The sequence below is a fragment of the Rhodococcus sp. NyZ502 genome (assembly GCF_041464245.1).
GTDB lineage: Bacteria > Actinomycetota > Actinomycetes > Mycobacteriales > Mycobacteriaceae > Rhodococcus_F > Rhodococcus_F qingshengii.
Map to the genome: position 1 here is coordinate 4,755,529 of NZ_CP167155.1, position 14,309 is coordinate 4,769,837.

Consider the following 14,309-nt stretch of genomic DNA (forward strand, 5'->3'; position numbering starts at 1 on the left):
AACCTGAACATCGGTCCAAAGATCGATCGAATTGCTTTAAACCGCAAGCATTTTGACTGACACACCTCCAGCGGCCGGCACACCTGAGCGCCGTCGGCGATAATGGTCGGGAGTGAACGCTCAACCGCAGACACAACGATGTGAAGGCAGGCACCATGTCCGATCAGTACGTCGCCGCGCAGGACCGCTACGAAGCCATGCCGTACCGCCGAACCGGTCGGAGCGGTCTCAAACTCCCGGCCATCTCGCTGGGCCTCTGGCACAACTTCGGCGACGACGTACCGATCGAGAACCAGCGCGCAGTTCTGCGGCGGGCATTCGATCTCGGAATCACCCACTTCGATCTTGCGAACAACTACGGACCCCCGTACGGAAGCGCCGAGACGAACTTCGGCAGGATCCTGCGTGAGGATTTCTCTTCGTACCGCGAGGAATTGGTCATCTCGTCCAAAGCCGGCTGGGACATGTGGCCCGGCCCCTACGGATTCGGTGGGTCCCGCAAGTATTTGCTGTCGTCCCTCGATCAGTCGCTCGGACGACTCGGCGTCGACTATGTCGACATCTTCTACAGCCATCGCCCTGACGCCGAAACTCCGATCGACGAGACCGCAGGCGCCCTGATCAGCGCTGTCCAGCAGGGCAAGGCCCTGTACGCGGGTATCAGTTCGTACTCGCCGGAGCGCACCCGTGAAATCGCCGCACTGCTCGCCGCTGCGGGGGTTCCGCTCTTGATCCACCAGCCGAGCTATTCGATGCTGAACCGCTGGATAGAGCAGGACCTGCTGTCGGCTGTCGACGATCTCGGCGTCGGCGTCATCGCGTTCTCACCACTCGCTCAAGGCATGCTCACCGATCGCTATCTGAACGGCGTCCCCGAGGATTCCCGTGCAGCTCAAGGTAAGTCACTGGATCCGTCGTGGTTGACCGACGACGCTCTCACCCACATCCGCGCGCTCAACGACATCGCGGCAGACCGCGGCCAGTCGCTGGCTCAGCTGGCACTGAGCTGGGCACTCCGCGATTCGCGGGTCACCTCGGTACTGATCGGTGCGTCCAGTGTCGCCCAACTCGAAGCCAACGTCGGCGCGCTCGACAATCTCGAATTCAGCGCAGCCGAACTGGCCTCCATAGATCAGCACGCCAAGGACAGCGGCATCAATCTGTGGGCAGAGGCCAGTTCGATCTGAGCGATCACCTGCGCTAGAGCTGAGGCAACTCCACGTTCACGTGCTCGCCCTCTTCGAATACCGCCGACGCCGGCCCGACGATCAAGGGATCCGGAGTACCGACAGCCCGGTGATCCTTGTTGGGATAGTCGAAGCTGGCGAGCACGTGACGCATCGCCTCGAGGCGAGCGCGCTTCTTGTCGTTGCTCTTGATCACCGTCCAGGGCGCATCCCCGGTATCGGTGTAGAAGAACATGGCTTCCTTGGCCTGGGTGTAGTCGTCCCACTTGTCGAGCGAAGCCAGATCGGTCGGTGAGAGCTTCCACTGACGCACCGGGTCCGTTCGGCGGGCCGCGAACCGCGCCAACTGCTCTTCGCGGCTGACCGAGAACCACAGCTTGTGCAGATGAATCCCGGAGTTGACGAGCATCCGCTCGAAGTCCGGGGTCTCTCTCATGAACTCGAGATACTGCGTCGGCGTGCAGTAACCCATCACTCGTTCGACGCCGGCGCGGTTGTACCAGGACCGGTCCATCATCACAATCTCGCCGCCGCTGGGTAGGTGTGCGACATAGCGTTGGAAATACCACTGCGTCCGCTCGATGTCGGTGGGCTTCTCGAGCGCGACCACGCGGGCTCCACGGGGATTGAGATGCTCGGTGAATCTCTTGATCGACCCGCCCTTACCGGCAGCATCGCGACCTTCGAAGATGATGAGCACCTTCTGACCGGTTTCCTTGACCCACAACTGCAGCTTGAGCAGCTCGATCTGCAGACGCCGCTTCTTCCGCTCGTACTCGCGGCGCGACATCTTCTTCTCGTAGGGGTAACCCTGCTTCCAGGCATCCGCGAACTCCGAAGGCTCCAGCACGCCGAGCTTGTGCTTGAGACTCGACAGCTCGTCGATCTCGGCCGCGTAATCCTCGGTGACGGAAATTCTGGTCGACGGGGTCGGCAGGTCAGGAACCCGACCGTCCACACCGCTGGCGTCGGGGCTCATGAATACGCACTCCCTGTCGTCGAAATGAACGAACGTCCGGAAAGTGAATTTTACGCGCCGAAGCCCGCTCCCGCGGGTCCGAAGAGAATGTTGCTTGGCATCGAGGAGGTAACGACAGGTCCGGCTTCCCAGTCGCCGAACCCTCACGCGGTACCTTGATCGAGGTAACTGAGACGGTCGGTAACCCCGAGAGAAGAGAGTTCTGGCGAGATGCGAGTAGACGGACGGGAGATCCCGGTAACGGGAAGCCTCCTGCCACCACTGCACCGCCGTACGAGCGACATCATGCGGGTTGCGATCGCTGCTGTGCTGCTCGGCGGCGTGATCGCGGGATCTCTGATCACTCGAAGTCAGTGGGACGCGCTCGAAACGTCGGTGTCCAACATCGTCGGTGTTCTGTCGCCGAGCCTGTCAGACACTGTGTACCTGCTCTACGGCATCGCAATTCTGGCGCTACCGTTCGCCATCCTGATCGGCCTGATCGTCGGGCGCCGGTGGAAGTTGCTGGCCGGATACGCCGCCGCCGGCCTGTGCGCCGGTGTCGCGCTGTCCTTCACCGGAACAGGCCTGGCGGCACCGAAATGGCACCTCGACGTGCCGGACCGACTCGACGCCACCTTCCTGTCGCAATTCCTCGACGATCCGCGATGGATCGCGATGCTCGCGGCGGTGCTCACCGTCTCGGGCCCGTGGCTTCCGAAGAAGTGGCGACGAGCCTGGTGGACGCTGCTTCTGCTCTTCGCTCCCATCCATCTGATCGTCAGCTCGATCGTTCCCGCACGATCGATGCTGGGTCTCGCCGTCGGTTACCTGATCGGCGCGGTGATCGTTCTCGCCGTCGGCACCCCTGCCCTCGAAGTGCCGTTGGACTCGGCAGTACGCGTACTCGCGCGGCGCGGTTACCGCGTCACCGCGTTCCGCGTCGTGAGTCCCTCGGGAATCGGGCCTCTTGTCATGTCCGCAGCCATCGACCAAGCACCGGACGACGAACCTTTCGACGAACTCGTCGTCGAGTTGTACGGACAGAACCAGCGAAGCAGCGGAGCAATTCGACAGACGTTCCGTTGGATCTCGTTCCGGAACCGTGAAACTCCGCCGCCCTACGGATCACTTCGTCGCGCCGTCGAACACCGAGCGCTCATGGGTATCGCGTTCGCCGACATCGGTCTGGCCAGTTCCAAGGCCGTCGCAATCTCGGTACTCGATCGCGGGTGGGAGATGTACGCGCGCCCGAGTCCTCGTGGCATCCCCCTTGCCGTCGCCGTCGAGAACCAGGCGGGCGAGGAAGAATCCACCAAACTGATCGACGCGCTGTGGCAAACACTGCATACCGCTCACGTGCACCAGATGGCGCACGGCGACCTGCGCGCTTCCGAGATTCGTGTCGAAGGCGGAACCATCCTCTTCGGCGGGTACGCGTACTCCGAATTCGGCGCCACCGAAGTTCAGATGCAGTCCGACAACGCACAACTTCTCTTCGCCACCGCATCATTGTTCGGGGTCGATGCAGCGGTGGACGCCGCGATTCGAGCGCAAGGCGCAGACACGATTCTCGCCGCCTCCGGCCGATTGACCACCGCTGCATTGCCCAACCGAATTCGGCGAACGGTCACGGATTCCGCGAAACTGATGACCGAGATCCGAGACGAGGTCGGTGCCAAGAACGGGATCGAAAAGGTCGCTCCCGCACAGGTCACCCGATTCAGTCGCAACCAGCTGATCCAGCTCGTTCTGCTCATCGGTCTGGTCTACGTCGCCTACCCCTTCATCAGCCAGGTCCCCGCGTTCATCACCGAACTGAAGACGGCCAACTGGTGGTGGGCACTGCTCGGCCTCGGCGTCTCCGCACTGACGTACGTCGGCGCGGCAGCGGCCCTGTGGGCCTGTGCGTCGTCGATGGTCAGTTACCGCAACCTCTTGATCATGCAGGTGGCCAACACCTTTGCGGCGACGACAACTCCGGCCGGAGTCGGCGGGCTAGCGCTGAGCGTGCGGTTCCTGCAGAAGGGCGGGCTCGGTACCGTCCGCGCAACGGCCGCAGTCGCGCTGCAACAGACGGTTCAGGTGGTCACCCACGTCGGCTTGCTGATCTTCTTCTCGATCGTCGCCGGACGTGATACGAACCTCTCGCACTTCATCCCGGGATCCACTGTTCTGTACCTGGCGGGCGGCGTAGCACTCGGAGTTCTCGGTGCATTCATGTTCATTCCGAAACTCCGTGGGTGGCTGCGCGACGATCTGCGTCCTCAGATCACCGAGGTGTTGGGTGAACTGAGCCAACTCGCGCGAAACCCGACCCGCTTCCTCATCATCGTGGGCGGCAGCGCCGCAACAACTCTCGGTGCCGCCCTGGCTCTGTGGGCGAGCGTCGAAGCATTCGGCGGCGGAACGACGTTCATCACCGTCACCATCGTGACGATGATCGGTGGGACGCTCGCCTCGGCGGCTCCGACACCGGGTGGCGTCGGAGCCGTCGAGGCCGCCCTCATCGGTGGTCTGTCCGCATTCGGACTGCCGGCAAGCATCGCGGTCCCGTCGGTCCTGCTCTACCGAGTGCTGACCTGCTGGCTCCCGGTGTTCTGCGGTTGGCCGACACTGCGGTGGCTGCAGAAGAACGACATGGTCTGAGCCGTTCCGCTACTTCTGGCGAACGACGTGAGCCTGCAGTGCTTCGCCGTCCTCGTCCACCCAGCCTTTGCTCTGGGCGTAGTCGACCATCGCGGCAACACCTTCGACGTCCGTGGTGCTCTCGCGAACGCGGGCTACCGAGATGAATGCACTACCACCGCTGACGTATCCGTAATCCTGAAGGCGCAAGAGTTCGTCCAGTTCGGCTTCGGAGATGTCGGCACTCACCTCGACGTGAAAGGCCTTCAGGTTGTCCACATCGTGGATGCTGACGCGGCCGTCGTCCACCAGTACATACATGGCTCTCCTTCCTAGAGCACTGACGTCGGTGCGTGCGTACCGAATACACGCCGGTGGTAGGTCAGTGGATTCGACTCGCGGTGCTCGACCTCGTCCACCGATCCTGTCACGATCTTGTGATCACCACCGTCCACGACGGCATCAACGGTGCACGCGATCCAGATGGATACGTCCGGCAGTCTCGGAACACCGAGATGCTCCGCCCACTCGACACCGTCGAACTTCGCACGGCCCTTCCTCGCAAAGGCAACCGCCAGTGAGCTTTGCGCGGTCCCGAGGACATTGATCGCGAACCTCCGCGTTCCTTCGATGAGGCCGAGAACTTCCGACTGTCGATCCAGAGCCACCGCGGTCATCGGCGGGTCCATCGACAACGACATGAATGCGCTGACCGTCGTGCCGTGCGGCCGGTCGCCGTCCATTGCCGTGACGACGGCGACCGGTGAGCACACGTGCGCCATGGCTTCTCGAAAACGCAACGCCCGGTTGCCCTGTGGGACATTCACGATGTCAGCCCTTGTCTGCCAACTCTTGTGCGTACTTCTTCGTCATGTGGTCGACGGCGTCGAGTTGCGCCTTTGCATGCCCTTCCCTGACAGCGCGCGCGTGAGCTGCCGCGTCGAGCGTCGCCTGCGCCTGCCCTTGGAAGTGCGGAAAGACCTCCTGCGCGAACAACTCTGCCGAACGTCGGGTGTCCTGCGGGTTCGCCCAATCGTGACCCATCTGCAGCATGCAGCCGAAACCACCGGACTGGTCCCACAGCCGTTGTACCTGACGTCTGGCCTGCTCCGGCGTGCCGATGACACCGATCCCGGCCTCGTTGATGAAGTCGATCATCTCGCTCAGACGCGCACCGGAGACCGCCATCTGAGGGAAGGCCGCGACGTGCTGGAAATAGTCGAACCACTCCTCGATGCCGTACTCGACCTGCTTGCGTGCTTCCGCCTCGGTTTCGGCGATGTGGAAAGGTCCGGCAAGAGACCACTGCCGACGATCCACCGTCGTCCCGTTGACCTCAGCGCGTTCCTCCATCACATTCCAGTGGTGCGCCAAGGCGTCGAAACCGTCGGCGGACAAGGTTGCTCCGATGGAGAGCAGACCGAGACCGTGCGTACCGGCCAGGCGAGGTCCTGTCGGGGAGGCCACTGCGGCCACGGTGATTTCGATGCCGTTCTCCGAGTACGGAGCGAGCTGCAGCTTGGCGTCGTACAGCTCGTGGGTTCGTGTCTTCGCGGAAACCGTCTCGCCACGAAGAAGGCGCACGACGATGTCGAGGTTCTCCTGCAACAACTCTCGGGTGTCCGTCGGGTTCAGACCGATCATCGCCGAGTCGGTGGGCAACGAACCGGGCCCGACTCCGAAGATGGTGCGCCCCTGAGTCAGGTGATCCAACTGCATGATTCGATCCGCTGCCCACAGCGGGTTGTGATACGACAACGACGTGACACCCGTGCCGAAACGAATCCGAGGTGCGCGCTGCGAGGCTGCAGCGATCATGATTTCCGGCGACGCGATGATCTCGCTTCCGGCAGAGTGATGCTCACCGAACCACGCCTCGTCGTAGCCCAACCGGTCGAGGTACTCGACCAGTTCGAGATCACGCTGCAGTGCGGCGGTGGGATTGCGTCCGGGGACGTGGAACGGTGCCATGAAATACCCGAAACGAAGCCTGCTCATGAGTTCTCCTAGTGCTGTGGGCCAACTCCTGGCCGTGCACCGAAAACGCTATCCGTGCCGTGACCGCGGTCACAGTGCACGAAAGTGGACAATCTCAAGCGCGTTGATCGGCAAGTTTCTGCGCGTAGACCAACTTCACGAACTCGGCACGGTTGCGAACGCGCAGAAGAGCAAGGATGCGGCTTACATACTTCTTCACCGTGTCCGGACTCAGCGACAGGATCACCGCGATCTCGTCGTTGGTATGGCCGTCCGCCAACAACTCCGCGAGATCGATCTGCCGGGGCGTCAGCTTCTCTCGCCATCCCGGCTCGCGTTGCCCGGGCAGCGTCTGACACAACAGCGACAATTGCTTGCCCAGAATGCCCAAGCCCACGATGTCGCGCCCCGACAGATCCTTGCCTTCTGAATCGAAAATCCCCACCAGACCGTGACCGCCGTGGGCCAACTGGAGATGCATCACCGACGCGCTGTGAAGGCGTTTGCGATAGAGGAAATCTCGCAGGTACGTCGCCGACTGTGAAGGGACGTCGGCCAACTGAGTGTGCGTGATGGCGGGAGATGCCAACAGCGTTGCCCGCGATTGCGCCGTCGCAAAAACGTCGTCGAGGTACCAGTGCGCTTGGTACTCGTCGAGGATCGGCGTGATCCGCCCGGTCGTCACCGGATCCGGGTCGGCGAAAGCCGTCGTGAAGGTCGGGCCGGCAAGGAAGGTGGTGTTGGGACAGCGGTAGTGATCATGGAGCGCGACCATGAGGAGATCCTTGAGCTGATCGAGCGTTCTCGCGGCCGAGCAGTAGTCGAAGACAGCGAAGACACGGTCGTAGTCCGCAGCGGACAGAGCGACGTCACCGCTACCGTGCACGTCGACCACCTCACCCGAACTATGATCCAGATCACTCATCGGACAGCATATGCATTACTTCGAGAGAACGGACAACTTCGCCGCCTACCAGCACTGTTGATGCCGATAGCCGATACTGAGCTGTATGTCGGAACTCGGAAATGAACCAGACTCGAAGCAGAAGGCGGTGCTCGAGCGACACGCGTCGTGGATCGAATTGTTCTTCGACCTCGTCGTGGTTGCCGGTATCGGTCAGTTGGCTCACCTGCTCCACGGTTCGCCGTCGTGGTCGGATGTCGCGCTCTACGCGTTGCTCTATCTCGCGTTCTGGACCGCGTGGGCGACGTTCACGATGTACGGCAACGTTGCCGGTGACCGTGTCCGGATCCCGAGCATGCTGATCGCCATGTTCGGACTGGCCGTCATGATGGCGGCCGTGGCCGGCATCCACGACAACCATGCGCTGGCCTTCGCTGTCGCCTACGTGGCCGTACGTCTGCTGGCGAGTCGGGTGTGGCACAACGGCCAGATAGTCGTGGACTGGCCGATCGCCCAGATGTCTCTCGGTGTGATCCCGTGGATCGTCTCGTTCTGGTTCGAGGGCGAAACTCGGTTCTGGCTCTGGACCGCCGGTGTGGCCATCGACCTGCTGATCATGTTCGTCGTCTCCGGCAGCGCGATCATGGAAGACGCGCAGGAAAAGCTCGACCGCATCATCAAGGTTCGGGGGTTCAAGGACGACCGGATGCCCGAACTCGAAGCCCTGCACTCCGATCGGGCTCACCTTGCCGAGCGCTTGGGCCTGTACGTCATCATCGTGCTGGGCGAGGGTGTGATCCTCGTGATTTCTGCGGCCTCGAAGCTCACCTGGGACTCGACGGTGGTCAGCCTCGCAGTCGGATCGTTTGTCCTGCTCTCGGGCATGTGGGCTCTCTCGCTTCTCTACGGCCACGCCGGTGTTCCGCACCTGCAGCCCGAGAAGTTTCCCGCTCGCATCGACATGGCGCTGCACTGTTTCACCACCGGCGCTATCGCGGTTCTGGTCGCGGGGCTCGGAGCGGCAACCGAACACGGCGCGGAGCACACGCCCGCGAACCTGCGGTGGTTGTTGTGCGGAAGCATCGCAGTCTATTTCGGAATCAGCCTGGTGGCAGGGCTGTTCGCGCGATCGGACCGACGGTGGCTGCTCGGCTGGGCGCTCCCGTGCACCGCCGTCCCCATCGTCATGGGCATTGTCGGCACGCACATGAGCGCCACGTGGATTATCTGGGTTCTGGTGGCCACCGTGACCTGGCAGAACGGCTACGAGTACGCGCAGGTGCGGCGTTCGCGCCGCTCTGCTGTGCGCCTTTATTAACCCCCCGCGGTTAATAAAGGCGCACAGCAGGGGCGGTTTTTACCCTCACCGCCGGGTCGAAGCGATAGGGCTGAGCCAACAGGATTCCGGCCAATCGCTTACGCAACCTCGACATCTCGGCCCGGACGGTCACCGTCTTGCGCGGATCGCCGAACAACTGTGAGGCGAGCTGCGAGGCCGTGAGGCCCTCGGGCGCATGTGTCAGAGCCACGAGGATCTGCGAATGGCGCGGGCTGAGGTCGATGCTCCAGCTCCCCATTGCCGAGGAGTACCGCAATTCCATCGCATTCGGATCTTGCACATCCAATTCGACTTCTGCACAAACCGTTCCGGACGCCGGATCCATCTGAGGGCGGACGAGCCAACCACCCGGAAGCGGCTCGCACATACATAGTCCGAGCGACGGGAGCCAATGCTCGCCGCTGCTCATCACTTTCGGCAGCGCGATTCTGTAGATCGGCGCCATCGAGTCCACCGCCGCGACCCAGCCACTGCGGTCCACGACCACTGTCGGCTGACTCGCACGAGCCAGCGTCGATGCCGAGATCATCCGGAGCTGATCCAATCCGATTCGATGCTTCTCCCGCAGTGCGGATTCCGCCAGCCTGGCCACACTGTCCACCAGAGCGAGAGTCGACGGGTGGACCGTGTCTGCTGCGCCGGCGACGTTCACGACGGCGATGGCCCGGCGACTACGCGGATCTCGAACCGTCGCCCCGGAGCAGGTCCACGGATGCTGCGAGCGCGAGTAGTGCTCGGCCGAGAACACCTGCACTGCCGAACCTGATGCCAAGGAAGTGCCGATCCCGTTGGTACCAACAGCTTCCTCGGTCCACGACGCACCCTCGATCATCCCGAGCCGTTCGGCCCGATCCAACATTCGACTGGACCCGTGTCGCCAGAGGATACGTCCGTAGCGGTCCGCCACCACGATCAGATTCGCGTCGTCCGGGCCGACGAGTGGTGCCAGACCGTGCACCGCCTCGCCGAAGATCTCCGCCATGCCGGCTGCGCGTCTGCCTTCTTCGATCTCGGATTCGCGGCCCGTCTCGGTGATCGAGCACCGGTCCGGATCGAGTCCGAGCGCACGCAAACGCGACCACGAATTCGCGATGACGGAGCGCGGACGCGCAGGCGGCTTGCGTCCCGACATCGTTGCTTCGTACACGGATTCGAGAACACGTGCGTACTGCGCCGGGTCTTCACCACTGGCCAGGGCCGGTTCGAGTCGATTCGTTTCGCCGATCACACTCCAGTCCTATGTGACGGGGTCAACGAAAGCGAGCGTTGCACCCGGTTGCAGAGTTGTTCGCGTGCGTGAACGAAAGGACGGCGTTCACGCACGCGAACGGTACTCACGCGTTGAGGGGTCTCCCCAGCGCCGAGAGCACAGACTCGTGCATTGCCTCCGAAAGCGTCGGATGAGCAAACACGACCTCGGCGAGATCCTCGCCGGTGGCTTCGAGGGATCGAGCGATACCGAAACCCTGAATCTGCTCGGTCACATCCGGACCGACCATGTGCGCGCCGAGAAGTTCCCCGGTATCGGCGTCGAAGATCGTCTTGACGAAGCCTTCGGCCTCGCCGATCGCCAGTGCCTTGCCGTTCGCCTGCAGGTCGAAGTGTCCGACCCGCAGCGCGCGACCAGTACCGGCGCACTGCTTCTCCGTCAGACCCAGGCTCGCCACCTGTGGGCGGGCATACGTGCATCCCGGAACGTAGTCGCGATCGAGCGGATGAACGTCGGGCACGCCTGCCAACTTTTCGACGCACAGGACAGCTTCGTGGCTTGCCTTGTGCGCCAGACATGGAGCGCCCGCGACGTCACCGATCGCATAGATCCCGAAAGCGCTGGTACGGCACCACTGGTCGGTGACGATCGCACCGCGCTCGATCTCGACGCCCAGAGCCTCCAACCCCAGATCCTCGACGTTGCCGGTGATTCCGGCCGCCACCAACACCCGGTCCACGGTCAACGACTCGACACCGTCGCTCGTCTGCACATTCACCTGGACGGCGTCGTCGCCGACGGTCACCGCCGACACCGAGGCTCCGGTGTGAATCGTGATGCCACGCTTCTCGAACTGCTTGCGAACGAAGGCCGAGATCTCTTCGTCCTCGACCGGCATGATGTGTGGTGCCATCTCGACGATGGTCACCTCGGTTCCGAGATCGCGGTACAGGCTGGCGAATTCGACTCCGATCGCGCCGGACCCGATCACGAGCAGCGACTTCGGCAGTTCCTTCGGGACGAGCGCGTCGAAGTAGGTCCACACCCGATCACCGTCGGGGGCAACGCCGGGAATCGAACGCGGCCGGGCACCGGTTGCAATGATCACGTGGTCGGCTCGATACGTCTGTCCTCCCACGGATACGACGCCTTTGTCCACCAACTTCGCGGCGCCTGAGATGACGTCGACGCCGTTCTTCTTCATCAGATAGGCAACACCGCCGGACAACCTCTCCGAAACCCCTCGGCTGAACGATACCAACTTCGAGATGTCGAACTGGACAGACGCCGAACTGAATCCGTATGTGTCGAGTTCACTCAAGGTATGCGCGACGTCCGCGCCGTGCAGCATCGCCTTGGTGGGGATACAACCCCAGTTGAGGCAGATACCTCCGAGGCGATCACGTTCTACCAGCGCGACGTTCAACCCCAACTGGGCAGCCCGGATCGCCGCCACGTAACCACCGGGGCCGCCACCGATGACGAGAACGTCGTACTTATACGACGTATTGTTTTCCACCACAGCCCCTTACACCAACATCAGCGCGGGAGAAGCGACAAAGCGCTGGAGCTCCCGAAGGAAGGTCGCACCCAGGGCTCCGTCGATAACCCGGTGATCGCACGAGAGGGTCACGGTCATCACGGTCCGGGCAGAAACACTGTCACCGACCACCACCGCGCGCTTCTCCCCCGCACCTACGGCAAGGATCGCTCCCTGGGGCGGATTGATGATCGCGTCGAATGCCTTGATCCCGAACATGCCGAGGTTGGACACCGTGAAGGTTCCGCCCTGGAATTCTTCGGGACGAAGTTTGCCGGTCTTCGCCTTGGTGGCCAACGAGAGCACCTCACCCGAGATGTCCGCCAACGACTTGGTATTCGCGCCACGCACGATGGGCGTGATCAGCCCGGTCGGAAGTGCAACTGCCACCGAGACATCCGCCGACGCGAATCGAAGAACCGATTCGTTCGCGGCATCGAACTGGACGTTCACGTCCGGCACCTTCATCAGTGCAGCGGCGCAAGCCTTCACGATGAAGTCGTTGACCGACAGCTTGACCGCCGGGACGGTCGAATTGATCTCCTTGCGCAGAGCGAGAAGCGCATCGAGCTCGAGGTCTGCGGTGAGCCGGAAATGGGGTGCCTGCTGCTTGGACGCCTGCAACCTACCGGCGATTGCCGATCGCATGGGGGTGAAAGGAATTGTGTCGTACTCGGGTTCGGCCGCAACAGATTCGGTCTCAGCCGCCGCCTCCGGCAGGAGCTGCGCGGAACGAGCGGCGTCGTGCACGTCGGTGACGCAGACGCGCCCCCGCGAACCCGTCGGACGACAGTCATGCAGGTTGACGCCCAGTGATCGGGCAGTTCTGCGTGCGACCGGGGTGGCAGGCACGGCACTGTCGTCGGCGGTCGATCGCAGCGGGAGGCCGGATCTCGCGGCCGGCACTACCGGCGCAACAGTGCCACCGGCGTCACGAATCGCGTCGTCGATGTCGCGGACACTGATCCGCCCGAGGGGACCGGTACCCACTACGGCGGCGAGATCGATTCCGAGCGATTCCGCACGTCGGAGTGCTCGAGGACTCGCAAACACGTCGCTCTGCGTCGTGCCCTGCAGAACACTCGGTACGACGGTGGAACCGGTTGGTGCAGGTTTCGCTGCAACAACCACCTTCGCAGCGGGTGTAGCCGTAGGTGTCGCGGGAGCCTCCGGTTCGGCAGCTGGTGACGGTGCCGGCTCTTCCGCCGGCGCGGTTGCGCCGCGAGCGGCGAGGAACTGCTCGATCTCCGCATCCGTCGTGGACGCATCGGCGGACACACCGATCACGGCACCGACGGGCAGAGTCTGCCCCGGTATGCCGACGATCTTGCGGAGAACACCGTCGAACGGCGCCTCCAACTCGTTGGTGATCTTGCTGGTTTCGATCTCACAGATCAACTGGCCCTTGGTGAACGAGTCACCTTCCTCGATGAGCCACGCGTTGACCAACCCCTCCTCCATGGAGAGCCCCCATTTGGGGATGTCGATAGCTTTGATGTCAGCCATGATCAGGCTCTCACCAGCTTGCGAACCGACTCTTCGATGCGCGCCGCGTCAGGCAGCCAGGCAGTTTCGAGGGTCGGGGAGAACGGAACCGGCGTGTGCGGCGGCGTGATCAGTTCGATCGGCGCTTTCAGGTAGTTGAATCCCTTGGTGGCGATCAGCGCGGCTACGTCGTGCCCGAAACCGCAGCGGGCGGCGGATTCGTCGACGATCACGACCCTTCCAGTCGATGCGACGGATTCGAGGATGCCGTCCTCGTCCAATGGTGAGACGGTACGAGGATCGACAACCTCGACCGAAATACCCTCGGCGGCCAGCTTGTCTGCTACGTCGTTGGCGCGGTTCACCATTGCGGACAACGCGATGATCGTGACGTCGTCGCCCTGCCTGGTGTAGTTGGCGACGCCGAACGGAATCGCGTACGGCTCGTCCGGCACTTCGTCCTTGAGGTCGTAGAGAACCTTGTGCTCACAGAAGACGACGGGATCGTCGTCCCGGATGGCTTGGATGAGAAGGCCTTTGGCGTCGTAGGCATTGGACGGAGCGACTACCTTCAGACCAGGCACCGCCGCGAACACGTTGTACGGAGACTGAGAGTGCTGCGCAGCGGCGGAGAACCCTGCGCCGATCATGCCTCGCACCACCAGCGGGGTTCTGGCCTTGCCACCGAACATGTAGCGGAACTTGGCAGCCTGGTTGTAGAGCGCGTCGTAGGAGACTCCGAAGAAGTCCATGAACATCAGCTCGGCGACCGGCCTCAGTCCGGTCAGTGCGGCTCCGGCAGCCATTCCGATGATCGCGGATTCGGTGATCGGGGTATCGATTACACGCTCCGATCCGAACTCCGTCCACAATCCCTTGGTGACACCCAGGACACCGCCAAATGCCTCGATCTTCTTCGTCTCCAGATCGGGATTGGTACCGGCATGCCCACCCCGTACGTCCTCACCGATGAGAACGACGCTCGGGTCGCGTTGCATTTCTTGGGCGATGGCCTCTTTGACGGCCTCGCGGTAGGTCTTCTTCGACACGTTCTCGGCTTCCACGCTTGTCATCTCGGGCT

12 protein-coding genes are annotated in these 14,309 nt (G+C 62.7%); 3 read left to right on the plus strand and 9 right to left on the minus strand.

Annotated elements, in window-relative coordinates:
• The first annotated feature begins 155 nt into the window (after window positions 1-155).
• Window positions 156-1,187 (plus strand): L-glyceraldehyde 3-phosphate reductase, encoded by a 1,032-nt coding sequence (gene mgrA / locus ACBG85_RS21805; RefSeq protein WP_007733451.1) that lies wholly within the window; start codon window positions 156-158, stop codon window positions 1,185-1,187.
• A 13-nt stretch (window positions 1,188-1,200) separates the two neighbouring features.
• Here mgrA and ppk2 read toward each other — a convergent pair whose 3' ends face one another.
• On the minus strand, window positions 1,201-2,166 hold the full coding sequence (gene ppk2, locus ACBG85_RS21810; protein ID WP_003940295.1) for a polyphosphate kinase 2: 966 nt from the start codon (window positions 2,164-2,166) through the stop codon (window positions 1,201-1,203).
• Window positions 2,167-2,376: 210 nt separating this feature from the next.
• Here ppk2 and ACBG85_RS21815 point away from each other — a divergent pair, with 210 nt between their 5' ends.
• The gene (locus ACBG85_RS21815) at window positions 2,377-4,794 is read left to right on the plus strand and encodes a lysylphosphatidylglycerol synthase transmembrane domain-containing protein (protein WP_007733454.1); all 2,418 of its coding nucleotides are present in this window, start codon (window positions 2,377-2,379) and stop codon (window positions 4,792-4,794) included.
• 9 nt (window positions 4,795-4,803) lie between these two features.
• On the opposite strand, the gene ACBG85_RS21820 is transcribed toward ACBG85_RS21815, so the two are convergent.
• The 4 genes from ACBG85_RS21820 to ACBG85_RS21835 all read right to left on the minus strand — a co-directional run bounded on the left by ACBG85_RS21820 (window position 4,804) and on the right by ACBG85_RS21835 (window position 7,675).
• Window positions 4,804-5,094, minus strand: coding sequence for a hypothetical protein (locus ACBG85_RS21820; protein ID WP_042451185.1), 291 nt, complete (start codon window positions 5,092-5,094; stop codon window positions 4,804-4,806).
• Window positions 5,095-5,105: 11 nt separating this feature from the next.
• Window positions 5,106-5,555, minus strand: a complete 450-nt coding sequence (locus ACBG85_RS21825; RefSeq protein ID WP_007733458.1) for a flavin reductase family protein — start codon at window positions 5,553-5,555, stop codon at window positions 5,106-5,108.
• Window positions 5,556-5,604: 49 nt separating this feature from the next.
• Window positions 5,605-6,771, minus strand: a complete 1,167-nt coding sequence (locus ACBG85_RS21830) for an LLM class flavin-dependent oxidoreductase (protein ID WP_007733459.1) — start codon at window positions 6,769-6,771, stop codon at window positions 5,605-5,607.
• A 94-nt stretch (window positions 6,772-6,865) separates the two neighbouring features.
• The gene (locus ACBG85_RS21835; RefSeq protein WP_007733461.1) at window positions 6,866-7,675 is read right to left on the minus strand and encodes a helix-turn-helix transcriptional regulator; all 810 of its coding nucleotides are present in this window, start codon (window positions 7,673-7,675) and stop codon (window positions 6,866-6,868) included.
• An 85-nt stretch (window positions 7,676-7,760) separates the two neighbouring features.
• Between ACBG85_RS21835 and ACBG85_RS21840 the strand changes: the two genes are divergently transcribed.
• Window positions 7,761-8,972 (plus strand): low temperature requirement protein A, encoded by a 1,212-nt coding sequence (locus tag ACBG85_RS21840; protein WP_081558286.1) that lies wholly within the window; start codon window positions 7,761-7,763, stop codon window positions 8,970-8,972.
• A gap of 10 nt (window positions 8,973-8,982) precedes the next feature.
• Here the strand turns inward: ACBG85_RS21840 and ACBG85_RS21845 are convergent, their stop codons facing one another.
• From ACBG85_RS21845 to ACBG85_RS21860, 4 genes are all read right to left on the minus strand, one after another.
• On the minus strand, window positions 8,983-10,221 hold the full coding sequence (locus ACBG85_RS21845; protein ID WP_372024816.1) for a GAF domain-containing protein: 1,239 nt from the start codon (window positions 10,219-10,221) through the stop codon (window positions 8,983-8,985).
• 106 nt (window positions 10,222-10,327) lie between these two features.
• Window positions 10,328-11,725: a dihydrolipoyl dehydrogenase gene (gene lpdA / locus ACBG85_RS21850; protein WP_372024818.1), complete on the minus strand. Its 1,398-nt coding sequence runs from the start codon at window positions 11,723-11,725 to the stop codon at window positions 10,328-10,330.
• Between the two features lie 6 nt (window positions 11,726-11,731).
• Window positions 11,732-13,249 carry a 2-oxo acid dehydrogenase subunit E2 gene (locus ACBG85_RS21855; RefSeq protein ID WP_372024820.1) on the minus strand — a complete coding sequence of 506 codons (1,518 nt, stop codon included), beginning with the start codon at window positions 13,247-13,249 and terminating at the stop codon, window positions 11,732-11,734.
• 2 nt (window positions 13,250-13,251) lie between these two features.
• Window positions 13,252-14,301, minus strand: a complete 1,050-nt coding sequence (locus tag ACBG85_RS21860) for an alpha-ketoacid dehydrogenase subunit beta (protein ID WP_007733466.1) — start codon at window positions 14,299-14,301, stop codon at window positions 13,252-13,254.
• Window positions 14,302-14,309 lie beyond the last annotated feature (8 nt).

Excerpts from the sequence above, each read along its gene's own strand:
- ACBG85_RS21815 (WP_007733454.1), top strand. The coding sequence starts at position 2,377 with ATGCGAGTAGACGGACGGGAGATCCCGGTAACGGGAAGCCTCCTGCCA.
- ACBG85_RS21860 (WP_007733466.1), bottom strand. The coding sequence starts at position 14,301 with ATGACAAGCGTGGAAGCCGAGAACGTGTCGAAGAAGACCTACCGCGAG.
- ACBG85_RS21855 (WP_372024820.1), bottom strand. The coding sequence starts at position 13,249 with ATGGCTGACATCAAAGCTATCGACATCCCCAAATGGGGGCTCTCCATG.
- ACBG85_RS21830 (WP_007733459.1), bottom strand. The coding sequence starts at position 6,771 with ATGAGCAGGCTTCGTTTCGGGTATTTCATGGCACCGTTCCACGTCCCC.
- ACBG85_RS21825 (WP_007733458.1), bottom strand. The coding sequence starts at position 5,555 with ATGGCGCACGTGTGCTCACCGGTCGCCGTCGTCACGGCAATGGACGGC.
- ACBG85_RS21820 (WP_042451185.1), bottom strand. The coding sequence starts at position 5,094 with ATGTATGTACTGGTGGACGACGGCCGCGTCAGCATCCACGATGTGGAC.
- ppk2 (WP_003940295.1), bottom strand. The coding sequence starts at position 2,166 with ATGAGCCCCGACGCCAGCGGTGTGGACGGTCGGGTTCCTGACCTGCCG.
- ACBG85_RS21835 (WP_007733461.1), bottom strand. The coding sequence starts at position 7,675 with ATGAGTGATCTGGATCATAGTTCGGGTGAGGTGGTCGACGTGCACGGT.
- ACBG85_RS21840 (WP_081558286.1), top strand. The coding sequence starts at position 7,761 with ATGTCGGAACTCGGAAATGAACCAGACTCGAAGCAGAAGGCGGTGCTC.
- mgrA (WP_007733451.1), top strand. The coding sequence starts at position 156 with ATGTCCGATCAGTACGTCGCCGCGCAGGACCGCTACGAAGCCATGCCG.